This is a genomic window from Agrococcus sp. ProA11 (assembly GCF_039880525.1).
GTDB lineage: Bacteria > Actinomycetota > Actinomycetes > Actinomycetales > Microbacteriaceae > Agrococcus > Agrococcus chionoecetis.
Map to the genome: position 1 here is coordinate 1,274,150 of NZ_CP156989.1, position 24,911 is coordinate 1,299,060.

Consider the following 24,911-nt stretch of genomic DNA (forward strand, 5'->3'; position numbering starts at 1 on the left):
ATGGGGCTGGAAAGACCTGAGCGAATGCAGACCGCAGAGATCCACCGCCGCTTCCTGGCCCACTTCGAGCGGCGCGATCACACGATCCTCCCCTCCGCCTCGCTGGTGAGCGACGACCCGGCGATCATGTTCACGATCGCCGGCATGGTGCCGTTCATCCCGTACCTCTCGGGAAGCGTGCCCGCACCGTGGCCCCGGGTGGCGGACGTGCAGAAGTGCATTCGCACCAACGACATCGAAGAGGTCGGCCGCACGCCCAGGCACGGCACGTTCTTCCAGATGGCGGGCAACTGGTCGTTCGGCGACTACTTCAAGCGCGAGGCGATCGACTACGCCTGGCAGTTGCTGACGAACTCCGAGGCCGACGGCGGCTACGGCTTCGACCCGAAGAAGCTGTGGGCGACGGTCTACCTCACCGATGACGAGGCCGAGCGGCTGTGGCTCGAGGTCACCGACATCGATGCCGAGCGCATCCAGCGACTGGGCCTCGAGGACAACTACTGGATGACCGGGCAGCCGGGCCCGGCCGGACCCGACTCCGAGATCTTCTACGACCTGGGGCCCGAGTACGGGCCCGACGGCGGCCCCGCGACCGGATCGGACCGCTACGTCGAGATCTGGAACCTCGTCTTCATGCAGGACGAGATCGCCGACGTGCGCTCGAAGACCGAGTTCACGATCGTGCGCGAGCTGCCGAAGAAGAACATCGACACCGGCATGGGCCTCGAGCGGATCGCCTTCTTGAAGCAGGGCGTGCAGAACATGTACGAGATCGACCAGGTGCGCCCGGTCCTCGATCTCGCGAGCGAGCTCTCCGGCCGCCGCTACGGCGCCGACCACGAGGACGACGTGCGGATGCGCGTGGTCGCCGACCATGTGCGCTCCTCGCTCATGCTCATGGGCGACGGCGTCACGCCGGGCAACGACGGGCGCGGCTACATCCTGCGCCGCCTCATGCGCCGCTCGGTGCGAGCGATGCGCCTGCTGGGCGTGCACGAGGCGACCTTCCCCACGCTCTTCCGCGCCAGCTACGACGCGATGTCGCTGGCGTACCCGGATCTGCAGGAGACCTTCCCGCGCATCGAGCGCATGGCGATCGCCGAGGAGGAGACGTTCCTGAAGACGCTCGAGTCCGGCTCGACCGTGCTCGACCTCGCCATGCAGGACGTGCGCGCGTCCTCCGGGCAGGTGGTGCCCGGCAAGACCGCGTTCCTGCTGCATGACACCTACGGCTTCCCCATCGACCTGACGATGGAGATCGCCGAGGAGGCTGGCCTCGAGGTCGACCGCTCGACGTTCGAAACGCTCATGAGCGAGCAGCGCACGCGCGCCAAGGCCGACGCCAAGGCCCGCCGCCGCCAGCTCGCCGACCTCTCGGTCTACTCCGAGCTGCGTGGCAAGGGCGAGACGGCCTTCCTCGGCTACGACGAGCTGGAGGCCGACGGCGAGGTCATCGGCATCATCGCCGACGGCGCGACCGTGCCCGCCGCATCCGTCGACCAGGAGGTCGAGGTCATCCTCACCGCCACGCCGCTGTATGCGGAGGCGGGCGGTCAGGACAGCGACCAGGGCCGCCTGATCGGCAACGGCTTCGAGGCGGAGGTGCTCGACGTGCAGCGCCCGGTGCAGGGCCTCATCAGCCACACGGTGCGGATCACGAGCGGCGAGATGGTCGTCGGCGACATCGCTCGCGCCGTCGTCGACCCGCGCTACCGGCGCGGCGCCAACACGGCGCACTCGGCCACGCACCTCGTGCACGCGGCCCTGCGCCAGCTGCTCGGCCCCGATGCCGTGCAGGCCGGCTCCTACAACAAGGCCGGCTACATGCGGCTCGACTTCTCCTGGACCAGCCCGCTCTCGAGCGACATGCGGCAGGAGCTCGAGGGCATCGCCAACAGCGCGATCCGCGACGACCTGCCGGTGGAGACCCGCGTCATGCCGCTCGACGAGGCGAAGGCCCTCGGCGCGATGTCGCTGTTCGGCGAGAAGTACGGCTCCACGGTGCGCATGGTCGACATCGGCGGCCCCTGGTCGCGCGAGCTGTGCGGCGGCACGCACGTCGGCTCGTCGAGCCAGGTCGGGCTCATCTCCATCACGAGCGAGTCGAGCGTCGGCTCGGGTGCGCGCCGCGTCGAGGCGGCGGTGGGCGCGGATGCCTTCGAGCAGCTGGTCGCCGAGCGCACGCTCGTCAGCGAGCTGACCTCGATGCTGAAGACCCCCAAAGAGCAGCTCCCCGGCCGCATCCAGGAGATCGTCGCGTCGCTCAAGACGGCCGAGAAGCGCATCGCCGACTTCGAGTCGAAGCAGCTCGCGGGCCGCGCCAAGCCGATCGCCGACGCGGCCGAGCGGCTGGGCTCCGTGCGCCTTGCCAGCGTCGACCTCGGCGGAGTCGGGTCGCAGGACGACCTGCGCTCGCTCGCCACGCAGGTGCGCGAGCGGCTCGGTGCCGAGGCAGCAGTCGTCGCCATCGGCGGCGCCGTCGACGGTCGCCCCGCGATCGTGGTCGCCACGAACCAGGCGGCCAGGGACGCGGGCGTCGCAGCCGGTCCGCTGGCGAAGGCCGCGGCGACGGTGCTCGGCGGCGGCGGCGGCGGCAAGCCTGACATGGCGCAGGGCGGCGGACAGGACGCGGAGGCGATGCCCGCCGCACTCGTGGCCGTGCGCGACGGAGTGAGCCGCTGACCGCGGCAGGCGCGATGCGACGCGGCGTGCGGATCGGGGTCGACGTGGGCAGGGCCCGCGTGGGCGTCGCCCGCTGCGACGTGGACGGGCTGCTCGCGACGCCGGTGGAGACGATCCAGCGCGCCACGGTCGAGCCGGTCGCGCGGCTGCGCGAGATCGCGGCGGAGCTGGGTGCCATCGAGGCGGTGGTCGGTCTGCCGATCTCGCTCTCCGGCGGCGATACGCCGAGCACGCAGGACGCGCGGGAGATGGCCGCGATGCTGGCGGCCGCGATGCCGGTGCGGCTCGTCGACGAGCGGCTCTCGACCGTGACCGCGTCGGCCGGCATGCGCGCATCCGGCAAGTCATCGCGCCAGCAGCGCGCCACGATCGATCAGGCGGCGGCAGTCGTCATCCTGCAGCACGCGCTCGACAGCGAGCGAGCATCCGGACGCACGCCGGGTGCGCTGCTCACCGACAGCGGGCAGGCCCCGCAGCGAGAAGAGGACTGACATGGCCGGACGTCGAGCACGCGCGCGCGAGGCGCGCAAGCAGCAGATTCGCAGGCGGATCATCGGCGGCGTGATCGCGCTGGCCGTGCTGGGTGGTCTCGTCTGGGCGGTGTCCTGGGGCGCCTCCCAGCTCGCTGAGCGCTTCGCGGCCGCGGAGGACTACCCGGGCCCCGGCACGGGCGAGACCGTCATCCAGATCCAGTCGGGCGAGAACGGCTACGACGTGGCGGCCACGCTGCTGGAGGAGGACGTGATCGCGAGCACCGAGGCGTTCACCGACATCCTGGTCGCGGATCCGTCGATCCAGCTGCACCCCGGCGCCTACCGCCTGCAGCAGCAGATGTCGGCGCAGGGCGCGCTCGATGCGATCCTCGACCCGGCCAACAAGGCCGAGCTGCGCGTCACCGTGCCGGAGGGCTACGTGCTGCGGCAGGTGTTCGAGCGCCTCGAGCGCGATCTGGGCATCCCGCAGGAGGAGTTCCTGCAGCTCGCCGGCAACTTCTCGCAGTTCGACCTGCCGGAGGATGCGATCTCCCTCGAGGGCTGGCTCTTCCCCGCCACCTACACCTTCGACGACGGGGTGACGGCAGAGGGCGTGCTGGAGGCGATGATCGCTCGCCAGCATCAGGCGCTCGACCAGCACGGTGTCGCCGAGGAGGATGCGCAGCGCGTGATCACCTTCGCGTCGCTCGTGCAGCGCGAGGCGCGCTTCGCCGACGACTTCGGCAAGGTCGCGCGCGTGTTCCAGAACCGTCTCGACATCAACATGCCGATGCAGTCGGATGCCACCGTCGCCTACGGCACCACGAACCTGCATGTGGTGACGACGACCGCCGAGGAGCGCGCCGACGCCACCAACCCGTACAACACGTATCAGCATCCCGGGCTGCCCGTCGGGCCGATCGGTGCGCCGGGGGATCAGGCGATCCAGGCCGTGCTGGAGCCGACCGAGGGGCCGTGGCTGTACTTCGTGACGGTGAACCCGAACACCGGGGAGACGGTCTTCTCGGAGACCTACGCCGAGCATCAGCAGGCCGTGGCGCAGTTCCAGCAGTTCCTGCGCGACAACCCGGGCTGGGGCGGCTGAGTTGTCGCTCGCGGGGGCGGGCGCACGCCGATTGGCCGTGGTGGGCTCGCCCATCGAGCATTCGCTCTCGCCCGCGCTCCACAGCGCCGCCGCGCGCGCGCTCGGGCTCGACTGGCGCTACGAGCGTCGGCCGGTGTCGGCGGGCGAGCTGAGCGACTTCGTCGACGTGCTCGACGGCGCGTGGCTCGGCCTGTCGGTCACCGCGCCGCTGAAGGAGGAGGCGCGCGTGCTCTCGGTGCGCGTCGACGATCGCGCGAGGCTCACGGGCGCGGTGAACACGCTGCTGCTGGGCCGCGAGACGCGCGGCTACAACACCGACGTCGGCGGGATCGTCCGCGCGTTCACGGAGGCCGGGGTCGGTGCGGTCACGAGCGGCGCGATCGTCGGCGCCGGCGCCACTGCGCTGTCGGCGTTGCTCGCGCTCGCCGAGCTGGGCGCCAGGCGCGTCACCGTCGGCCTGCGCACCGCAGCGCGGGGCGCGCGACTGGAGGAGCTGGCCGCCGCGCTCGGCGTCGCGATCACGCTGCAGCCGCTCGAGGCGCCGCTGCCCGCTGCGGACGCGGCGGTGTCGACGCTCCCGGCTTCCGCGCCGAGCCTGCCGAGCTTCGAGGTGCCGCCGATGCGCCTGCTGGACGCGGACTATGCGAGGCCAGAGGGATCTCGCTTCGCGTCCTCGGTGCCGGAGGAGCAGCGCATCGACGGGCGGGAGATGCTGCTGGGCCAGGCCGTGCTGCAGGTGCGGATCTTCGCGCTCGGCGACGTCGAGGTGCCGCTCCCGGACGAGCCACGGGTGGTGGCGGCCATGCGCGCGGCGATGCACGACGCGGGGCGCGTCCGGGCGGCATCCGCGCATCTGGAAGAATCGTAGGCATGCTGCGCTGGTTGACTGCCGGGGAATCCCATGGCCCCGAACTGATCGCGATCCTCGAGGGGCTCCCCGCGGGAGTGCCGATCACGGCCGAGCAGATCCAGGCCGACCTGCAGCGGCGCAAGCTCGGCGCCGGCCGCGGCGCCCGGATGAAGTTCGAGCAGGACGCGCTCTCGATCTCCGGTGGCGTGCGCCACGGCTTGACGCAGGGCGGGCCGATCGCGCTGCGGGTGGGCAACACCGAGTGGCCCAAGTGGATGGACGTGATGTCCGCCGCACCCCTCGAGAGCGAGCCGACCGGCGCCCGCGCCGCCAAGCTGACCAGGCCGCGACCGGGCCATGCCGATCTGGTCGGCATGCAGAAGCACGGCTTCGACGAGGCCCGGCCGGTGCTGGAGCGCGCCAGCGCTCGTGAGACCGCCGCGCGCGTCGCGCTCGGAGCTGTCGCTCGCGCCTTCCTCGCCGAGCTGGGCGTGCGGCTGGTGAGCCACACGCTCTCGATCGGGCCGGTGCGCGTGCCGGAGGACGCCGAGCTTCCCGTGCCCGACGACGTCGACCGACTGGATGCCGACGAGCTGCGCTGCAACCACCCGGAGACGAGCGTCGCGATGCTCGCCGAGGTCGAGGATGCTCGCCGCGCTGGCGACACGCTCGGCGGCATCGTCGAGGTGCTCGCCTACGGCCTGCCGCCGGGCATCGGCTCCTACGTGCACTGGGATCGCAGGCTCGACGGGCGCCTCGCGCAGGCGCTCATGGGCATCCAGGCCATCAAGGGCGTCGAGGTCGGCGACGGCTTCGAGACCACTCGCCGCCGCGGCAGCGCCGCGCACGACGAGCTGCTCGTCTCAGACGCGGGCGTCCACCGGCCGACCGGCAGGGCGGGCGGCATCGAGGGCGGCATGTCGACCGGCGACGCGCTGCGCGTGCGCGCTGGCATGAAGCCGATCGCGACGGTGCCGCGCGCGCTGCGCACCATCGACACCGCCACCGGCGAGGCCGCGCAGGCGCACCACCAGCGCAGCGACGTGTGCGCGGTGCCGGCTGCCGGCGTGGTCGCCGAGGCGATGGTCGCGCTCGTGCTCGCCGACGCGATGGTCGAGAAGTTCGGCGGCGACTCGGTCGCCGAGACCCGCAGGAACGTCGACGCCTACCTCGCCGCCATCCCGGAGCAGCTGCGCACGGTGCCGGAGGCGCACTGATGCGCACTGCGCCGGCATGACCGCTGACGGCCCGCGCCCCGGCGACGAGGCGAGCGCGACACCTCCGATCGTGCTGATCGGGCCGATGGCCGCGGGCAAGACCTCGATCGGGCGCAAGCTCGCCTCCCGCATCGGCCGCACCTTCGCCGACACCGACCGCCTGATCGCGCTCGAGCACGGGCCGATCCCCGCGATCTTCGCCGAGCACGGCGAGGCGACGTTCCGGCGGTGGGAGGCCGAGACGGTGCGGCGGGCGCTCACGCCCGGCACGGTCGTCGCCCTGGGCGGCGGCGCCGTGCTCGACCGGGACACTCGCGCGCTGCTGCGTGCCCAGACCACCGTGGTGCTCGTCACCGTCGACGAAGCGGCCGCGGAGCGCCGGATCGGCGGCGGCGGACGACCGCTCGTCGCCGACGGCATCGACGCCTGGCGCCGCATCGCGGCCCAGCGCGAACCCATCTACCGCGAGCTCGCCGACACCACCGTCGACACCTCCCGCACCCCGTTGGCCAAGCTGGTCGACCAGCTGGAGGCCTGGCTGGGGGAGCGCGGACTGTGAGCCGCTCGACCACCGGATCCGCCGCACACCGCCCGATCCGCCACCGCACGCCGCACGCACAGGGAGCACGCGCATGACCACGATCCACGTTCCGACCACCGACCCCTACGACGTCCACATCGGCCGCGGCATCCTGGTCGAGCGACTGCAGCAGCAGCTCGAAGGTGTGGAGCGTCTGCTGGTCGTGCACCAGCCGTCGATGTCGCGCATCGCCGACCACCTGAAGGCGTCACTCGGCATCGAGGTGCTGCTCGCCGAGGTGCCGGATGCCGAGGAGGCGAAGCGCATCGAGGTCGCGCAGTTCCTGTGGCAGATCATGGGTCAGGCCGATTTCACCAGGACGGATGCGGTGCTAGGCCTCGGCGGCGGTGCCGTCACCGATCTGGCCGGCTTCGTCGCCGCGACGTGGCTGCGCGGCGTGCGGGTCGTGCAAGTGCCGACGAGCGTGCTCGGCATGGTCGACGCGGCCGTGGGCGGGAAGACCGGCATCAACACCGAGCAGGGAAAGAACCTCGTCGGCGCGTTCCACCACCCGGCGGCGGTGATCGCCGACCTCGAGCTCGTCGACTCGCTGCCGCGCAACGAGCTGCTGACCGGCTTCGCCGAGATCGTCAAAGCCGGCTTCATCGCCGACCCGCGCATCCTCGACCTGCTGGAGCACGACCTCGACGCATCCACCGACCCGACGCAGCCGCAGTTCGCCGAGATCGTGGCGCGCTCGATCGAGGTGAAGGCGCGGGTGGTCGCGAACGACTTCCGCGAGGCGGGTGAGCGCGAGTTCCTCAACTACGGGCACACGCTCGGCCACGCCATCGAGCACAACGAGCGCTACCGCTGGCGCCACGGCGCCGCGGTGTCGATCGGCATGGTGTTCGCGGCAGAGCTCTCGCGCCTCGCCGGCCGGCTGCCGGAGCGCGTCGTGGATCGTCACCGCGAGATCCTCGGCTCGCTGGAGCTGCCGATGACCTATCCCGTGGGTCGCTGGCAGACGCTGCTGGCCTCGATGCGCAAGGACAAGAAGACGCGCGGGTCGATGCTGCGCTTCGTCGTGCTCGACGATGTGGCGAAGCCGCGGATCCTCGAGGGGCCCGACGAGGGGCTGCTGTTCATGGCGTACCAGTCGCTCGCCGACTGACCGCCTGCGGTGTCGCTGACCGGTCTCGTGACGGCGGCGGGCTGCGCCCGCCGCCTCCTCGACCTGCGGGGTCGGTCGGGGAGCGGGCCGCAGAGCCGCGCGTCTGCCTGTAGTCGGTCGGGGAGCGTGCGGCGAAGCCGCGCGCGTCACGAGACCGTGACGCGACCCTGGCGCCCAGCGCGCGCATCTGAGACGCTTCAGGCGAGCGCCCGCGCTCGACGGGCGGTGACGAGGGAGCGCGTCATGGCGCACGGCGACATCACCCATCTGGAGATCCCGGTCAGCGATCTCGACAAGGCGACAGCCTTCTACCGCGACGTGTTCGGCTGGCAGATCGCCGAGATGGAGCAGTTCCCCGGCTATCCCATGTGGCAGGCGCCGAACGGCGTCTCCGGCGGCGCGCTCACGCAGCGCGAGGACGGCTTCACGCAGCCCAGGAACATGGTCGAGGTCGACTCGATCGACGAGGCGCTGGAGAAGGCGACCGCCCAGGGCGCGACGGTCGTCGTCGCGAAGTCCGAGATCACGCCGACGAGCTGGTGGGCGCTCTTCGCCGATCCGGACGGCAACCACATCGGCGTCTTCGAAGGCGACATGTAGCGCGGTTGCGGGTCTCGTGACGGCCACGGGCTGCGCCCGCGGCCTCCTCGACCTGCGGTGGGGCGTCGCTCTCGTCCGCGCGCGTCTGCCTCTCGTCGGTCGAGGAGCGGGCGGCGCAGCCGCGCGCGTCACGAGACCAGGCGCATGCGGCAGACTGACCGCATGCGCATCCTCGTCCTGAACGGCCCGAACCTCGGCAGGCTCGGCACGCGCGAGCCAGAGGTCTACGGCACGGCGACGATCGCCGACATCGCGCCGCTGGTCGCCGCGGCCGGCACGGACGCCGCCCCGGTCGAGCCGGATGTGCGGCAGACCGACGACGAGGCCGAGCTGGTCGGCTGGCTGCACGAAGCCGTCGACACGCGCACTCCCGTGATCCTCAACCCGGCAGCGTTCACGCACTACTCCTACGCGCTCCGCGACGCATGCGCGCAGCTGCAGGGCGTCGCGCCGCTGATCGAGGTGCACATCTCGAACCCGCACGCGCGCGACACGTTCCGCCACACGTCGGTCGTCTCTGCGGTCGCGACCGGGGTGATCGCGGGCCTCGGCATCGATGGCTACCGCCTGGCCGCGCTGGCGATCGTCGGGCGCTGAGCGCTGAGCCGCTGACGCTGCACTGCGGCGTAGCGCCTCAGTCGCGGACGGCCGCCACCGTGAGGGAGGCGGGCACCAGCAGCCGCTCACCGTCCGGGAGGGCGTAGCCGCCGTCGACGGCGACCATGCGCGGGTGCGCGTCCCACTCGAGCACCGTGCCCTCGTCGAGCGCGACGATCCGCAGCCCCGCATCGAGCAGTGCCGTCACGATCTCGGCGACCGAGTGCGGCCACTCGAGGGTCCTCGGGTGCGCGACCCGCTCGCCGTCGCTCGCATAGGTGGTGTCGTCGATCCATTCGAGGGCGGTGCCGTTCGGGAAGTAGCGGTAGGCGAGGGTGAGCGCATCCGCGTCCGCATCGTCGAGGGCGAGCATCGCGGGATGGGCGTCGCGGAAGTACAGCAGCCCGCCGGGCACGAGCAGCTGCGCGATCTGCGCTGCCCAGCGCTCGAGATCCTGGAACCAGCAGATGGTGCCGATCGACGTGTACACGACATCCACTTGCGTCCCGATCGCCGAGGCCGCGTCGAGCACGTCGCTGTGCACCCAGCGGGCGTCGACGCCGCAGGTCGTCGAGAGCTCGGCCGCGACCTCAAGGGCGACGGTGGAGAAGTCGAGGCCGATGACGGATGCGCCCGCATACGCGAGCGAGACGGTGTCGGTGCCGATGTGGCACTGCAGGTGCGCCAGCGACCGTCCCGCGAGCGGACGCGGATCGTCGGCGGCGGCGCCCAGCAGCCGCGCGATCACCGGCAGATCGCGCCGCACGACGTCGGTGAGTGCGCTCGGGTTTCCCGGCAGGATGCGCAGCCCGTCGTAGTGCCGGGCGTGGATGGGCACCCGGTCATCCCAGTTCGCTCGATTGACCGCGGATGCGTCCGCGTGCGAGACACGATGGCCGTCGGAGTGCTGCGCGTCGGTGAGATCCTGCACGGGGCAACTCTACGAGCCCTCGCGCGCCAGGTACACTCGTCTGTCGGCCCCTGCCAGGGTCATCAATCGACGGAATGGATCTCGGCATGGCAACCACGAACGACATCAAGAACGGCGCGGTGCTCAACCTCGACGGTCAGCTCTGGACCGTCATCGAGTTCCAGCACGTCAAGCCCGGCAAGGGCGGTGCATTCGTGCGCACCAAGCTGCGCAACGCGCGCAGCCAGAAGACGGTCGACAAGACCTTCAACGCAGGCCAGAAGATGGAGTTCGCAACAGTCGACCGTCGCGACTACCAGTTCCTCTACAACGACGGCACCGACTTCGTGTTCATGGACAACGACACGTACGAGCAGCTGCCGATCCCGGCCGAGACCGTCGGCGACGGCGCCAAGTTCCTGCTCGAGAACGGCACCGCGACCATCTCGATGCACGAGGGCGAGGCGCTGCAGGTCGAGCTGCCCGCATCCGTCGTGCTCGAGATCACCTACACCGAGCCCGGCCTGCAGGGCGACCGCTCGAGCGCCGGCACGAAGTCGGCCACGGTCGAGACGGGCGCCGAGATCCAGGTGCCGCTGTTCGTCGAGCAGGGCACCCGCGTCAAGGTCGACACGCGCGACGGCAGCTACCTCGGCCGGATCAACGACTGACGTGTCGGCGACGAACCCCGCGACCGAGTCCTATCCGTCGCGCCGCAAGGCTCGCAAGCACGCCGTCGAGGTGCTGTACTCGGCGAATGCGCGCGGTGAGGCGCCGACGACGGTGCTGCGCGACACTGCAGACAGGCTCGGCTGGGCCTCGCACGGCTGGTTCGCCTTCGCCCACGAGCTCGTGGCTGGGGTCGCCGACGAGACCGAGGCGCTCGACGAGCTCATCGCGTCGTCCAGCGAGCACTGGCCCATCGATCGGATGCCGCGCACCGACCTCGCGATCCTGCGGGTCGGCGCATGGGAGCTCGAGCACGAGACCGCTCCGGTGAGCGTCGTCATCTCGGAGGCCGTGCACCTCGCCAATGAGCTCTCGACAGACCGCTCTGGCTCGTTCATCAACGGCGTGCTCGGAAAGATCGCGGCGCAGCGAGGCTGACTTGTGGGGGCCGGCCCCAGCGCTGCCGACCCGATGCGCCCTGCTCCGGTGCGCCCGACTCCGGTGCGCCCGACTCCGGTGCGCCCCGCTGCAGCCTGTGAGCTCGAAGCGACTTCTCCACAGCCGCTGCGGGGGAGCCGCGGGATGTGGGCGGTGCGAGATAGCCTGTTCGAACAAACGTTCGAGTAGACGGGGTGCATGCGCTCCCCGGCGACGGGCAGGAGTCGAAGGTGACGAGCATCGAGCAGGTGGGGGTGGCGGTCGAGGCCGCGCGTGCCGCGCTCGCCGACGCCGACTCGCTGTCGCGGGCACCGCACGAGGAGATCGCGGCGCTGCTGGCTCGCACGGCCGAGCTGTCGCGGGTGGTCGGTGGTCTGCAGCTGCGAGTGGTCGAGCAGGTCGCGGCACGCTCGACCGGGCCCGCGGAGGAGGCGCTGTGTCGGCGGCTCGGGCAGCGCAGCGCAAAGGAAGCGGTCGCGCACGCGTTCGGCGTCCGCGCCGGTGACGCGCAAGGACTGCTCGCGCTGGCCGCCGCCACGACTGCGTCGGTGAGCCTGACTGGCGCCGAGCTCGCGGCTCGCTATCCCCACGTCGCGGGCGCGCTCGGCGAGGGCGCAGTGTCGGTGGCGCAGGCGCGCGCGATCGTCGGCACGCTCGAGCCGGCGGCGCCGCGCGCCGATCTGGAGCAGCTGGCGTGGGCCGAGGCGCAGCTGGTGGAGGTGGCGACCGACCCGACCGGACCGCTGGTGCCGGAGCTGCTGGTGACGCAGGCGCGCGCCTACGCGGCGCTGCTCGACCCCGATGGTGCACTGCCTGCCGACGAGCGGCTGCGGGCGATGCGCAGCGTGCGGCAACGCCAGCGCCCCGACGGCATCTGGCAGACCACGCTACTGTCTCCGCCGGAAGACGGTTCCGCGCTGAAAGCGTTCATGGACGCCTACTCCAGCCCCCGCGTGCAGGTCGCGTTCCACGACACCGACCCGGGCACCGACCCCGCCGCAGGCAGTGGCGAAGGCGACGGTGACGCGGACGGTGGCGTGGTGGATGACCGCACGCGCGAGCAGCGGCGGCACGACGCGTTCATGGCGCTGGTGCGGCAGCACGCCGCCTCCGGCACCGCGCCCACCGCTGGCGGCGAGCCGCCCACGCTCGTCTTCCACGGCAACATCGCCGCCTACACCGCCTACCTGCTCGGCACCGAGCACCCCGAGCGCACGCTCCGCATCGAGCACACCGGCGACCTCCTCCCGATCGAGACCGTCGACCGGCTGCTGTGCTCCGCGCAGGTGCAGCACAGCGTCGTCGACGAGACCGGCCACGTGCTCGCGCTCGGCCGCACCCAACGCCTCTTCAGTCGCGCCCAGCACCGCGCGCTCGCCATCCGCGACCGCGGCTGCCGCGTCAAGGGCTGCGGCATGCCCGTCGCCTGGACCGAAGCCCACCACATCATCTGGTGGCAGCACGGCGGCGACACCGACATCGACAACGGCATTCTCGTCTGCAGCTACCACCACCACGAGATCCACGCCGGCCGCCTCCACGTCGAACGCGCAGGAGACCAGCCCGGCAGCTGGCGCATCGTCGCAGCACTCCGACCACCAGACCGCTACGCACGCACGACACGCGCCCCGGCCACCGCTGGCGCGATCACCGCCGCGAGCAACGGCCCAGTGCCGCGGTACGAGCGGATCATCGAGCGGTCGGTAGACGATGCGGCGGCACCGCACCACGTGCGGGCGCAGGGCGGCCGGAGCCCGCGGGATGCCGCTCCGCGAGTCGCGGGCGCTCGGCATCGTCGACGGATCCCCAGCCTGGTCGAGGCGTCAGTCGGGCATCGCCTGCACGTCCGAGGCACCCGCGGACGCGCGCTGGCGGCATGCGATCACCTGCCTCGGGCACGGATCGTCATGCGGCGATGAGCGCCACTGCTCGGCTCTTCGGGGCAGCCGGCGACACGGCACCGCGAGTCGTTCACCCTTTGACCCCTCGTGCCTTCGCGCGAACGCGCGCACCATAGGAGCATGCATGAGGCTGTCGAGCGCACCGAGCGCACCGAGCGCACCGAGCGGCTCGAGCGGCTCGAGCGCGACTGCGTCGTCGTGGGCGGGGGACCGGCCGGGCTCATGCTCGGCCTGCTGCTGGCACGCGGCGGGGTGCGCGTGACCGTGCTGGAGCAGCACGGCGACTTCCTGCACGACTTCCGCGGCGACACGATCCACCCCTCGACCCAGGAGGTGCTGCACGAGCTCGGCCTGCTGGATCGCTTCCTCGCGCGCCCGCACGCGGATCTGCCGCGAGTGAGGCTGTCGTTCTCGGGCCGCGACCTCGTGCTCGCGGACTTCACGCGGCTGCCGACCGAGCGCAAAGCAGTCGCCTTCATGCCGCAGTGGGACTTCCTCGACCTGCTCGCCGAGGCCGGCGGCGAGCACACCGGCTTCTCGCTCCGCATGCGCACCGCTGGCACAGCACTGCTGCATGACGGCGAACGCATCGCGGGCGTCGTCGCCGAGGGCCCCGATGGGCCGGTCGAGATCCGGGCGAAGCTCACGGTGCTGGCCGACGGGCGCGACTCCGCGCTCCGCACCGCAGCGGGCCTGACGCCGGTGGGAGCGAGGAGCGCGATCGATGTGCTGTGGTTCCGCCTGCCGCGAGCCGCCGACGAGCAGCTGCCGTTCCTGCTGGCCGGCGACGGCGCGGTGCTCTCGATCCCACGCGGCGACTTCTACCAGTGCGCCCACATCGTGCGGAAGGATGCCTGGCGCGCCGACGAGGCCTCTCTCGAGGCGATGCGGCGCAGGGTCGGGCTGCTGGCTCCGGTGTTCCGGCAGCGGATGTCGGCGCTGCGGCTCGACGAGGTGCGGGTGCTGCACGTGCGCATCGAGCGTCTCGAGCGCTGGTATCGCGACGGACTCCTCGCGATCGGCGACGCCGCGCACGCGATGTCGCCGGCCGGCGGCGTGGGCATCAACCTCGCGATCCAGGATGCGGTCGCCGCCGCGAACGCGCTCGTCCCGCGCCTGCGCCGCGCGCGACCGACTCCGGCGCTGCTGCGCGGCATCCAGCGTCGTCGAGAACGACCGGCCCGCATGACGCAGGCGTTCCAGCGTCGTCTCGAGACGGTGCTCGCGCGACTGGCCGAGCCGGGCGAGCGCGTGCCGGTGCCGGTGCCGCTGCGCGTGCTGCAGCACCTGCCTGCGCTGCGGCACGTGATGGGCCGCTTCATCGGCATCGGGCTCCGACCGGAGCACGTCGCGCGATAGAGTGGAGCCATCAGACAACCTTGAAGCCCGTCCTGTGAGGCGGAGACCGTCCTGTGAGGCGGAGAAGGGAGTCGCAGTGACTCAGCGCACAGCGCCCACCAACAACGAGCCCAACACCAACGGGCCCACCGCCGACGAGCCTGTGACGAACGCGCCCGCGAGAACCGTGCTCGGCCCCGATGAGATCGCCAGGGCCCTCACCCGCATCGCCCACGAGATCCTCGAGGCGAATCACGGCGCAGACGATCTCATCCTGCTCGGCATCCCCACGCGCGGCGTGCATCTCGCGGCGCGGCTCGCCGATCGGCTGAGCGAGATCACGGGCGAGGACTTCGCCGCACGCACGGGCGCGCTCGACATCACGATGCACCGCGACGATCTGCGCGCGCGCCCGACTCGCGCGTCGCACCCCACGCACATCCCCGCCGACGGCATCGACGATCGTGTCGTCGTCCTCGTCGACGACGTGCTCTACTCCGGCCGCACGATCCGGGCCGCGCTCGATGCGCTCTCGGATCTCGGCCGCCCGCGTGCCGTGCGGCTCGCGGTGCTCGTCGACCGCGGCCACCGTGAGCTGCCGATCCGCGCCGACTCCGTGGGCAAGAACCTGCCGAGCGCGCGCAGCGAGCACGTCTCGATCCTGCTCGACGAGGTCGACGGTCGGGATGCCGTGCTGATCCAGGACGCCTCGGCCGCGAGCGGCGCCGCATGAAGCACCTGCTGACCGCGGGCATGCCCCGCGACGAGGCGATCGCGCTGCTCGACCTCGCCGAGGACATGCATCAGATCCAGGATCGCGAGCTGAAGAAGCTGCCGGCGCTGCGAGGTCGCACGGTCGTGAACCTGTTCTTCGAGGACTCGACCCGCACGCGCTCGTCGTTCGAGATCGCCGGCAAGTGGCTCTCGGCCGACGTCATCAACGTCTCGGGCAAGGGCTCGAGCGCATCGAAGGGCGAGTCGCTGCGCGACACCGGCCTGACGATCGCGGCCATGGGCGTCGACGGCGTCGTGGTGCGCTCCGGCTCATCCGGCGCTCCGGCGCTGCTCGCCGACTGGATCGGGCGCCCGGTCGTCAATGCCGGCGACGGCACGCACGAGCATCCGACGCAGGCGCTGCTCGACGCCTTCGCGCTGCGCCGCCGGATCCACGGCGACGCCGCTCGAGGCAGAGGGCTCGACGGGGTGCGGGTGGCCGTCGTCGGCGACATCGCCCACTCGCGCGTCGCGCGCTCCAACGCGCTGCTGCTGCCGGCGCTCGGCGCCGAGGTGACCCTCGTCGGCCCGCCCTCGCTGCTGCCGCTCCCCGCTGCAGATGGCAAGCGGCTCGGCGTGCGCGCCGAGACCAGCCTCGATCGCGTGCTCGCCGAGCAGCCGGACGCCCTGATGCTGCTGCGCGTGCAGCTCGAGCGGCAGGCGGGCAAGGTCGCGCCGAGCGCGGCCGAGTACATCACCGGCTGGTCGCTCACCGACGAGCGCCTCGCGCGCATCCCGAAGACGCAGATCATGCACCCCGGCCCCATGAACCGCGGCCTCGAGCTCTCGAGCCGTGCCGCCGACAGCGACGCGTCGACCGTGCTCGAGCAGGTCACCGCCGGCGTCTCGGTGCGCATGGCCGTGCTCTACTCGCTGCTGGCATCCGACCAGGGAGGCTCACGATGACCACGACGCAGCCCCGAACCACGCTCCTGACGGGCGCCTCGATCCTGGGCGGGGAGGTGCGCGACCTCGCGATCGTCGACGGCGCCTTCGTCGACCCCGCGGCCATTGATCGCGATGCCGCCGAGGTCGTGGATGCATCCGGCCTCATCGCGCTGCCCGGCCTGGTCGACCTGCACACGCACCTGCGCCAGCCCGGCGGCGAGCAGGCGGAGACCATCGCCACCGGCGTGCGCGCCGCAGCCGCCGGCGGCTACACGTGCGTCTTCGCGATGGCGAACACGACGCCCGTCGCGGACACGCAGGCTGTGGTCGAGCAGGTGCACCGACTGGGCCTGGAGGCCGGTCTCGCGACCGTGCGACCGATCGGCGCCGTGAGCGTCGGGCTCGCGGGGGAGCGGCTGGCCGACATGGGCATGCTCGCGGGCAGCGCGGCACGGGTCACGGTCTTCAGCGACGACGGCCACTGCGTCGCCGACGCCGAGCTCATGCGCCGCGCGCTCGAGCATGCGGCGTCGCTGGGCGCCGTGATCGCGCAGCACGCGCAGGATCCCGCGCTCACCCGCGGCTCCGTGATGCATGAGAGCCCGCTGGCGGCCGAGCTCGGCCTCACCGGGTGGCCGTCGGTCGCGGAGGCGTCGATCGTGGCGCGCGACGCAATGCTCGCCGAGGCGACGGGCGCGCGGCTGCATGTCTGCCACGTGTCGACCGTCGAGACCGTCGAGGTCGTGCGCGCCGCCAAGGCGCGCGGCATCGCAATCACCGCAGAGGTCACGCCGCACCACCTGCTGCTCACCGAGGAGCTCGTGCGCGGCTACGACGGCCGCTTCAAGGTCAACCCGCCGCTGCGCGCCGACCGCGACGTGCGGGCGCTGCGCGAGGCCCTCGCCGACGGCACGATCGACATCGTCGCGACCGACCACGCCCCGCACACCCCGGAGGCCAAGCAGACGGCGTTCGCGGATGCCGCCTTCGGCATGGTCGGACTCGAGACGGCGCTGAGCGTGGTGCAGCAGGCCTGCGTGGAGACCGGGCTGCTGGACTGGGCCGATGTCGCACGGGTGATGTCGACCGCGCCGGCCGCGATCGGCAGCGAGCCCGGGTACGACGCCCCGCTCGAGATCGGCTCGCCGGCGCACCTCGTGCTCGTCGACGCGGCCGCGCGCAGCACGGTCGAGATCGCCAGCCTGCATGGCCGCTCGACCAACTCGCCCTTCCTGGGCACCGAGCTGCCCGGTCGGGTCCTGCACGTCTGGCATGGCGGCCGGCGCACCGTCGACGGCGGAGCGATCGTCGACCAGCGCGCACAGGCCGCGGAGGTGCGTGCATGACCAAGGAGCTCTTCGCGCTGCTGAGCGCGGCGTTCGTGGCGCTCGTGGCGCTGCTAGTCGTGCTCGGCCTGTGGACGAAGCGCCGCCGCCAGCGCGACATCGTCGAGCCGCAGGGCTGGATCGAGGCGCTGCCGACGCTCGTCACCGAGGCGCTCTACATCGCGACGACACGCGCCGGTGACCCGTACGAGCGCATCTTCGCGCACGGCCTGGGCTTCCGCGGTCGCACGCAGCTCGCGATCGACGCCGAGGGCGTGCAGCTGCTCGCCGACCGGCGCGAGGTGCGCATCCCGGCGTCCAGCATCCGCGCCGTCGACCGCGCCACCTGGACCATCGACCGCGTCGTCGAGCCTGGCGGGATCCTCGTGATCGCGCACACGCTCGGAGCGGATGTCGACACCTACCTCCGCGTCATCGGCGATGACGCTCCCGTGCTCGAGGCGCTCAGCAGCCTCGTGCGCGGCCCCAAGACCACCACGACCGGGGAAGGGACCACCCCATGACCGCAGCATCCACACCCGCCGGGCCCGCGGCGCTCGTCCTCGAGGACGGCACGATCTTCCGCGGCACCGCGTACGGCGCCACCGGGCAGGCGCTCGGCGAGGCCGTCTTCGCGACCGGCATGACCGGGTACCAGGAGACGCTCACCGACCCGAGCTACGCCGGCCAGATCGTCGTGCAGACGTCGCCGCACATCGGCATCACCGGCGTGAACAAGGAGGACGACGAGTCCCGCCGCATGTGGCCGACGGGCTACGTCCTGCGCGCCGCCAGCCGGATCACGTCGAACTGGCGCTCTGAGGAGCCGCTCGGCGCGCAGCTCGAGCGCGACGGCGTCGTCGGCATCGCCGGCGTCGACACGCGCGCCATCACCCGCCGCCTGCGCAACGTGGGCGCGATGCGCGCCGGCGTGTTCTCGGGCGACGCGCTCACGAGCGACGAGGCGATGCTCTCCGCCGTGCGCGAGAGCCCTGCCATGGCCGGTCGCAGCCTCGCCGCGGACGTCAGCACCCGGGAGCCCTACCGCTTGGAGGCGCTCACCGACTCGATCGGCACGCTCGCGGTGCTCGACCTCGGCGTGAAGGCCTCGACGCTCACCTACCTGCGTGAGCAGGGCTTCGACGTCGTGGTGCTGCCGCAGGACTCGACGCTCGAGGAGGTGCTCTCGCACCAGCCTGTCGCCGCGTTCTACTCGAACGGTCCCGGCGACCCGGCCGCCTCCGACGCGCAGGTCGAGCTGCTGCAGGGTCTGCTGCGCGAGGAGCTGCCGTTCTTCGGCATCTGCTTCGGCAACCAGCTGCTCGGGCGCGCCCTGGGCTTCGGCACCTACAAGCTGCCCTTCGGTCACCGCGGCATCAACCAGCCGGTGCTCGACATCGCGACCGGCAGGGTCGAGATCACCAGCCAGAACCACGGCTTCGCGGTCGACGCCGTCGCGGGCGACGAGCTCGTCAGCCCGACCGGCTTCGGCCGCGTCGAGGTGAGCCACGTGTCGCTCAACGACCGGGTGGTCGAGGGTCTCCGCGCGCTCGACATCCCCGCCTTCAGCGTGCAGTACCACCCGGAGTCCGCGGCAGGGCCGAACGACGCCCGCCACATGTTCGATCAGTTCCGCCAGCTGGTGCTGGCGAAGAAGGGGGCCTGATGCCCAAGCGCGACGACATCAACTCCGTCCTCGTCATCGGCTCCGGGCCGATCGTGATCGGCCAGGCCGCGGAGTTCGACTACTCCGGCACGCAGGCCTGCCGCGTGCTGCGCGAGGAGGGCGTGCGCGTGATCCTCGTCAACTCCAACCCGGCGACGATCATGACCGACCCCGACTTCGCCGACGCGACCTACATCGAGCCGATCACGCCCGAGGTGATCGAGACGATCATCATGAAGGAGCGTCCCGACGCGATCCTGCCGACGCTCGGCGGCCAGACGGCGCTCAACGCGGCGATCGCGCTGCACGAGCAGGGCATCCTCGCCCGCCACGGCGTCGAGCTCATCGGCGCGCGCGTCGAAGCCATCCAGCGCGGCGAGGATCGGCAGATCTTCAAGCAGCTGGTGCTCGACGCGGGCGCGGATGTCGCCTCCAGCGTCATCGTCAAGAACATCGACGAGGCGCTCGCCTTCACCGAGGAGTACGGCTACCCCGTCGTCGTGCGCCCCTCGTTCACGATGGGCGGCCTCGGCTCCGGCTTCGCCCACGACGAGGCCGAGCTGCGCCGCTTCGTTGGCGATGGCATCCACTCGTCGACCATCGGCGAGGTGCTGCTCGAGGAGTCGATCCTCGGGTGGAAGGAGTACGAGCTCGAGCTCATGCGCGACACGGCCGACAACACGGTCGTGATCTGCTCGATCGAGAACGTCGACGCCGTGGGTGTCCACACGGGTGACTCGATCACGGTCGCGCCGGCGCTGACGCTCACCGACAAGGAGTACCAGCGGATGCGCGACATCGCGATCCGCGTCATCCGCGACGTCGGCGTCGACACCGGCGGCTGCAACATCCAGTTCGCCGTCGAGCCCTCGACGGGCCGCATCATCGTCATCGAGATGAACCCGCGCGTCTCCCGCTCGTCGGCGCTGGCGTCGAAGGCGACGGGCTTCCCGATCGCCAAGATCGCCGCGAAGCTCGCGCTCGGCTACCGCCTCGACGAGATCCCCAACGACATCACGAAGGTGACGCCCGCGTCCTTCGAGCCGGCGCTCGACTACGTGGTCGTGAAGGTGCCGCGCTTCAACTTCGAGAAGTTCCCCGCCGCGGACGCGACGCTCACGACCACCATGAAGTCGGTGGGTGAGGCGATGGCCATCGGCCGCACCTACACGCAGGCGCTGCAGAAGGCGCTGCGCTCGCTCGAGAAGAAGGGCTCCTCCTTCCACTGGGACGGGGAGCCGGGTGATGCCGCCGCGCTGCTGGAGACGGCGCGGATCCCGACCGACGGCCGCATCGTCACGCTGCAGCAGGCGCTGCGCGCCGGCGCGACGATCGACGAGGCGCACGAGGCGACCGGCATCGACCCGTGGTTCCTCGACCAGATGGTGCTCATCAACGAGATCGCCGAGCAGATCCGCGCGGGCGAGCTCGACGAGGATCGTCTGCGGCTCGCCAAGGAGCACGGCTTCTCGGATGCGCAGATCGCGCAGCTGCGCGGGAGCACGGAGGCCGAGGTGCGTCAGGCGCGCTGGGCCATCGGGCTGCGCCCCGTCTACAAGACGGTGGACACCTGCGCGGGCGAGTTCCCCGCCGAGACGCCGTATCACTACTCGAGCTACGACCTCGAGACCGAGGTCGCACCGAGCGACCGCCGCAAGGTCATCATCCTCGGCTCCGGCCCCAACCGCATCGGCCAGGGCATCGAGTTCGACTACTCGTGCGTGCACGCGTCGTTCGCGCTCGCCGACGCCGGCTTCGAGACGATCATGGTCAACTGCAACCCGGAGACGGTCTCGACCGACTACGACACGAGCGACCGGCTCTACTTCGAGCCGCTCACGCTCGAGGACGTGCTCGAGATCGTGCACGTCGAGCAGGGCGCCGGCGAGCTGGTCGGCGTGATCGTGCAGCTCGGCGGCCAGACGCCGCTCGGGCTCGCGCGCGGGCTGGAGGAGTACGGCGTGCCGATCCTCGGCACCACGCCGGACGCGATCGACGCGGCGGAGGAGCGCGGCCTGTTCCAGCGCATCCTCGACGACGCCGGCCTCATCGCGCCCCGCAACGGCACCGCGACCACCGAGGACCAGGCGGTCGAGATCGCCGAGCGCATCGGCTACCCCGTGCTCGTGCGTCCCTCGTTCGTGCTGGGCGGGCGCGGCATGGAGATCATCTACGACACGGCGAGCCTGCACGGCTACTTCGATCGCATCGCCAGTCACGGCATCGTGGGACCTGCGGCGCCGCTGCTCGTCGACCACTTCCTCGACGATGCGATCGAGATCGACGTGGACGCCATCTACGACGGGCAGGAGCTCTTCGTCGGCGGCATCCTCGAGCACATCGAGGAGGCCGGCATCCACTCGGGCGACTCGTCCTGCACGCTGCCGCCCGTCGGGCTCGGCCGTTCGCAGCTCGAGGAGATCCGCGACGCGACGCTGCGGATCGCCGAGGGGCTCGACGTGCGCGGCCCCATCAACGTGCAGTTCGCCTACGCCACGGGCGTGCTGCACGTGATCGAGGCCAACCCGCGCGCGAGCCGCACCGTGCCCTTCGTCGCGAAGGCGATCGGCACGCCCATCGCGAAGGCCAACGCCCGCGTGCTGGCAGGGGCGACGATCGCCGAGCTGCGCGCCGAGGGCATGCTGCCCGAGCGCGACGGCACGATCATGCCGATCGGCGCCCCGATCGCCGTGAAGGAGGCGGTGCTGCCGTTCCGCCGCTTCCGCACCGCAGACGGCCGCATGGTCGACAGCCTGCTGGGGCCGGAGATGCGCTCCACGGGCGAGGTGATGGGCATCGATCGCGACTTCCCGACCGCGTTCGCGAAGAGCCAGGCGGCGGCCTACGGCGGGCTCCCGACCAGCGGCACGGTGTTCGTCTCGCTCTCCGACCGCGACAAGCGCCAAGCGGTGCTGCCCATCCACCGGCTGCAGCAGCTCGGCTTCCGCATCGTTGCGACGCTCGGCACGGCCGAGGTGCTGGCGCGCAACGGCATCACCGTCGAGACGGTGCGCAAGCACTCCGAGGCGGGGGATGAGCCGTCGATCGTCGACCTCATCGATGCGGGCACCATCGACATCATCATCAACACCCCCACGGGCGGCATCGCGCGGGCCGACGGCTACGAGATCCGTGCCGCGACGGTCGCGGCCGACAAGGCGCTCTTCACCACCGTCTCGCAGCTGGGCGCGGCGGTCGCGGCGGTCGAGGCCTCGCGCGAGCGGTTCGAGGTGACGAGCCTGCAGGAGTACCACGGGCGGACGTTCGCGTGAGCTTCCTCACCCGGCTCCGCGCCGCCGTCGACCTGCAGGGCGCGCTCTGCGTCGGCATCGACCCGCACCGGGCCCTGCTCGACGCGTGGGGCGTGCCGCCGACGGCGGCCGGGCTCGAGCGCTTCGGCCGCGCGGTGGTGGCGGCGGCCGCCGGTCGAGTCGCCGCCGTCAAGCCGCAGGTGGCGCTGTTCGAGTCGCACGGCTCCGCCGGCATGGCCGCACTGGAGGCAGTGCTCGCGGATGCCCGCGCCGCTGACCTGCTCGTGATCGCCGACGCCAAGCGGGGCGACATCGGGTCGACGAACGCCGGATACGCGGCCGCATGGCTCGTGCCCGGCTCGCCGCTGGAGGCGGATGCGCTGACCGTGAGCCCGTACCTGGGCGTGGGCTCGCTCGACGGGCTGTTCCAGGCGGCGGAGTCGGCCGACAAGGCGCTGTTCGTGCTGGCCGCGACCTCCAACCCGGAGGCTTCGGCGCTGCAGCTCGCGCGGCTCGGCGACGGCCGCACGGTGGCAGCATCCGTCGCCGATGCGGTGGCGCAGCGCAACCTCCGGACCGCCGCGGGCCACGGGCTCGTGGTGGGCGCGACGGTCGACCGGGCCGACTTCGGCATCGATGTGAGCCCCGACACGCCCATCCTCGCGCCGGGCTTCGGCGCGCAGGGTGCGCAGCTGTCGTCGCTGCGCACCCTGTTCCCTGCGGATGCGCTGGTGCTCGCGAGCGCCTCGCGCAGCATCCTGCAGGCGGGGGAGCACGGGCTCGTCGACGCGATCGACGCTGCGCGCGCAGCGCTGCCCGCGTGACCGTGTCCGGACCCCGTGCGCTGCCCGATCCCGGTGCGGCCGGCCGGGCCGCTGTCGAGGCCCGGCGCGGCCGTGCAGCGGTGAAGCGCGCGCTCGCTGCGGGCCAGCGCGGGCCGCGGGATGTCGCCGAGCGCGCCTGGCAGGAGCCCGACGGCCCGGAGGGGCGGCTGCGGATGACGGAGTACCTCGGCAGCCTGCGCGGCATGGGTCCCGCCCGCGTCGCCGGGCTCATGACGACGCTGTCGATCGCGCACGGGAAGCGGCTCGGCAGGCTCGGCGGTTTGCAGCGCGAGCGCGTTCGCGGTTGGCTTGACGACGTGGATCCCTCGCGTCGCCCTCGCCTCATCGTGCTCGCCGGTCCGACCGCGGTCGGCAAGGGCACGGTCGCGCAGTACGTGCGCGAGCACTTCCCGCAGATCCGCCACTCCGTCAGCGCCACAACGCGCGCCCCGAGGCCGGGCGAGATCGACGGCGTGCACTACGCCTTCGTGAGCGATGCGGACTTCGACCGGATGGTGGACGAGGGCGAGTTCCTCGAGTGGGCGATCGTGCACAACCGCTCGCGCTACGGCACGCCCCGCTCGAGCGTGCAGGCCGCGCTCGACGAGGGCTCCTCGGTGCTGCTCGAGATCGACCTGCAGGGCGCCAGGCAGGTGCGCGAGTCGTTCCCGGATGCCGTGCTGCTGTTCCTCGCCCCGCCATCGTGGGATGAGCTGGTGCGCAGGCTCGTCGGGCGGGGCACGGAGACCGAGGAGGAGCGCACGCGCCGCCTCGAGACCGCGAAGGTCGAGCTCGCCAGCCGGTCCGAGTTCGACGCCACGGTCGTGAACACCGACATCGCCGAGGCTGCGCACGAGGTCGTGGAGCACATCCTGGCTGCGGAGGCCGCGCCGTAGCCTGCGGCTTTCCCATCCCCGCGTGCGCGTCGTAGCATCGCATCGAGAGCGGCCGTGCGGGCCCGCGCGAACGTGGTCGCGGGCTCTGGCTCTTGGTCTCCGGTGAAGGCGAGCGATGATCGAAGAAGGCGAAGCGACGGGAGTGTCGCATGCGTGGGCGGCGGCGGCCGTGCAGGATCTGCTGTCGCCCTTCATCACCATGCTGCCGGTGAGCGGCGCGTCGATCACCGTCGCCAGCGGCCCTGGCCACTCCACGCTCGGCGCCACCGATCCGCTCGCGAGTCGCCTCGAGCAGCTGCAGTTCGAGCTGGGCGAGGGACCGCACTGGAGCGCGGTGCGCAGCGGCGAGCCGGTGCTCGTCCCCAGCCTGCACGAGAGCGGCTCGTCGTGGCCGGTCTTCGCCGCCGCTGCCCGCACGCTCGATGTCGAGGCACTGTTCGCGTTCCCGCTCACGCTCGGTGCGGCAACGGTGGGTGTCGTCGACCTGCATCGGACGTCTGCCGGTCCGCTCACCGGCAGCGAGGTCGCGACGGCGCGGTCGCTCGCCTCGATCGCCTCGGCGATCGCGCTCGGGATCGCGGCCCGGTCGGCGTCGGCACGGGAGGAGCTCGCGATCGCGCCGTCGCCGGAGCTGCGGCGTGTCGTGCATCAGGCGACCGGCATGGTGCTGGTGCAGCTCGACATCACGGCGACCGAAGCCCTCGCGCGACTGCGCGCTCATGCATTTGCGAGCGGCACCCCGCTAGAGTCGGTGGCAAGCGACGTGGTGGCGAGGCGTCTCCGATTCGACGATCGGGCGTCGGAATGACGACC

The 24,911-nt window shown here is 71.8% G+C and carries 23 protein-coding genes; 22 read left to right on the forward strand and 1 reads right to left on the reverse strand.

What is annotated here, in order from left to right; all coding sequences use genetic code 11:
* Positions 1-24: 24 nt before the first annotated feature.
* The 9 genes from alaS (at position 25) to ABG090_RS06185 (ending at position 9,218) form a co-directional block, all read left to right on the forward strand.
* Positions 25-2,682 (forward strand): alanine--tRNA ligase, encoded by a 2,658-nt coding sequence (gene alaS / locus ABG090_RS06145; protein WP_347757366.1) that lies wholly within the window; start codon positions 25-27, stop codon positions 2,680-2,682.
* Positions 2,683-2,696: 14 nt separating this feature from the next.
* Positions 2,697-3,173 (forward strand): Holliday junction resolvase RuvX, encoded by a 477-nt coding sequence (ruvX, locus tag ABG090_RS06150; protein ID WP_347757368.1) that lies wholly within the window; start codon positions 2,697-2,699, stop codon positions 3,171-3,173.
* 1 nt (position 3,174) lies between these two features.
* The gene (gene mltG / locus ABG090_RS06155) at positions 3,175-4,260 is read left to right on the forward strand and encodes an endolytic transglycosylase MltG (RefSeq protein ID WP_347757370.1); all 1,086 of its coding nucleotides are present in this window, start codon (positions 3,175-3,177) and stop codon (positions 4,258-4,260) included.
* A 37-nt stretch (positions 4,261-4,297) separates the two neighbouring features.
* Complete coding sequence (locus ABG090_RS06160) at positions 4,298-5,128, forward strand: shikimate dehydrogenase (protein WP_347757372.1); 831 nt, start codon at positions 4,298-4,300, stop codon at positions 5,126-5,128.
* A 2-nt stretch (positions 5,129-5,130) separates the two neighbouring features.
* Positions 5,131-6,327: a chorismate synthase gene (gene aroC, locus ABG090_RS06165; protein ID WP_347757374.1), complete on the forward strand. Its 1,197-nt coding sequence runs from the start codon at positions 5,131-5,133 to the stop codon at positions 6,325-6,327.
* 16 nt (positions 6,328-6,343) lie between these two features.
* Positions 6,344-6,886 (forward strand): shikimate kinase, encoded by a 543-nt coding sequence (locus ABG090_RS06170; RefSeq protein ID WP_347757376.1) that lies wholly within the window; start codon positions 6,344-6,346, stop codon positions 6,884-6,886.
* Between the two features lie 73 nt (positions 6,887-6,959).
* On the forward strand, positions 6,960-8,021 hold the full coding sequence (aroB, locus tag ABG090_RS06175) for a 3-dehydroquinate synthase (protein WP_347757378.1): 1,062 nt from the start codon (positions 6,960-6,962) through the stop codon (positions 8,019-8,021).
* A gap of 243 nt (positions 8,022-8,264) precedes the next feature.
* Positions 8,265-8,621, forward strand: a complete 357-nt coding sequence (locus ABG090_RS06180; RefSeq protein ID WP_347757380.1) for a VOC family protein — start codon at positions 8,265-8,267, stop codon at positions 8,619-8,621.
* 162 nt (positions 8,622-8,783) lie between these two features.
* Complete coding sequence (locus ABG090_RS06185; protein WP_347757382.1) at positions 8,784-9,218, forward strand: type II 3-dehydroquinate dehydratase; 435 nt, start codon at positions 8,784-8,786, stop codon at positions 9,216-9,218.
* Between the two features lie 37 nt (positions 9,219-9,255).
* On the opposite strand, the gene ABG090_RS06190 is transcribed toward ABG090_RS06185, so the two are convergent.
* Positions 9,256-10,149: a class I SAM-dependent methyltransferase gene (locus ABG090_RS06190; RefSeq protein WP_347757384.1), complete on the reverse strand. Its 894-nt coding sequence runs from the start codon at positions 10,147-10,149 to the stop codon at positions 9,256-9,258.
* Positions 10,150-10,235: 86 nt separating this feature from the next.
* On the opposite strand from ABG090_RS06190, the gene efp reads away from it, so the two are divergent.
* The 13 genes from efp (at position 10,236) to ABG090_RS06255 (ending at position 24,906) form a co-directional block, all read left to right on the forward strand.
* A complete protein-coding gene (gene efp / locus ABG090_RS06195; protein WP_347757386.1) occupies positions 10,236-10,799 on the forward strand; it encodes an elongation factor P in 564 nt (187 codons plus the stop codon).
* A gap of 1 nt (position 10,800) precedes the next feature.
* The gene (gene nusB / locus ABG090_RS06200) at positions 10,801-11,235 is read left to right on the forward strand and encodes a transcription antitermination factor NusB (protein ID WP_347757388.1); all 435 of its coding nucleotides are present in this window, start codon (positions 10,801-10,803) and stop codon (positions 11,233-11,235) included.
* A 194-nt stretch (positions 11,236-11,429) separates the two neighbouring features.
* The gene (locus ABG090_RS06205) at positions 11,430-13,154 is read left to right on the forward strand and encodes a DUF222 domain-containing protein (protein ID WP_347757390.1); all 1,725 of its coding nucleotides are present in this window, start codon (positions 11,430-11,432) and stop codon (positions 13,152-13,154) included.
* 102 nt (positions 13,155-13,256) lie between these two features.
* On the forward strand, positions 13,257-14,495 hold the full coding sequence (locus tag ABG090_RS06210; protein ID WP_347757392.1) for an FAD-dependent oxidoreductase: 1,239 nt from the start codon (positions 13,257-13,259) through the stop codon (positions 14,493-14,495).
* A gap of 142 nt (positions 14,496-14,637) precedes the next feature.
* Positions 14,638-15,207: a bifunctional pyr operon transcriptional regulator/uracil phosphoribosyltransferase PyrR gene (gene pyrR, locus ABG090_RS06215; protein WP_347757519.1), complete on the forward strand. Its 570-nt coding sequence runs from the start codon at positions 14,638-14,640 to the stop codon at positions 15,205-15,207.
* Positions 15,204-16,154, forward strand: a complete 951-nt coding sequence (locus ABG090_RS06220; RefSeq protein WP_347757393.1) for an aspartate carbamoyltransferase catalytic subunit — start codon at positions 15,204-15,206, stop codon at positions 16,152-16,154. The genes pyrR and ABG090_RS06220 overlap by 4 nt, the downstream gene beginning before the upstream one ends.
* A complete protein-coding gene (locus ABG090_RS06225) occupies positions 16,151-17,482 on the forward strand; it encodes a dihydroorotase (protein ID WP_347757395.1) in 1,332 nt (443 codons plus the stop codon). The genes ABG090_RS06220 and ABG090_RS06225 overlap by 4 nt, the downstream gene beginning before the upstream one ends.
* Positions 17,479-17,985 (forward strand): hypothetical protein, encoded by a 507-nt coding sequence (locus ABG090_RS06230; RefSeq protein ID WP_347757397.1) that lies wholly within the window; start codon positions 17,479-17,481, stop codon positions 17,983-17,985. Before ABG090_RS06225 ends, ABG090_RS06230 begins: the two co-directional genes overlap by 4 nt.
* The gene (gene carA / locus ABG090_RS06235) at positions 17,982-19,127 is read left to right on the forward strand and encodes a glutamine-hydrolyzing carbamoyl-phosphate synthase small subunit (RefSeq protein ID WP_347757399.1); all 1,146 of its coding nucleotides are present in this window, start codon (positions 17,982-17,984) and stop codon (positions 19,125-19,127) included. Before ABG090_RS06230 ends, carA begins: the two co-directional genes overlap by 4 nt.
* Complete coding sequence (carB, locus tag ABG090_RS06240; protein ID WP_347757401.1) at positions 19,127-22,399, forward strand: carbamoyl-phosphate synthase large subunit; 3,273 nt, start codon at positions 19,127-19,129, stop codon at positions 22,397-22,399. Before carA ends, carB begins: the two co-directional genes overlap by 1 nt.
* Complete coding sequence (pyrF, locus tag ABG090_RS06245) at positions 22,396-23,202, forward strand: orotidine-5'-phosphate decarboxylase (RefSeq protein WP_347757403.1); 807 nt, start codon at positions 22,396-22,398, stop codon at positions 23,200-23,202. Before carB ends, pyrF begins: the two co-directional genes overlap by 4 nt.
* On the forward strand, positions 23,199-24,098 hold the full coding sequence (gene gmk, locus ABG090_RS06250) for a guanylate kinase (protein WP_347757405.1): 900 nt from the start codon (positions 23,199-23,201) through the stop codon (positions 24,096-24,098). The genes pyrF and gmk overlap by 4 nt, the downstream gene beginning before the upstream one ends.
* 115 nt (positions 24,099-24,213) lie before the next feature.
* Complete coding sequence (locus ABG090_RS06255; RefSeq protein ID WP_347757407.1) at positions 24,214-24,906, forward strand: GAF and ANTAR domain-containing protein; 693 nt, start codon at positions 24,214-24,216, stop codon at positions 24,904-24,906.
* Positions 24,907-24,911: the final 5 nt, after the last annotated feature.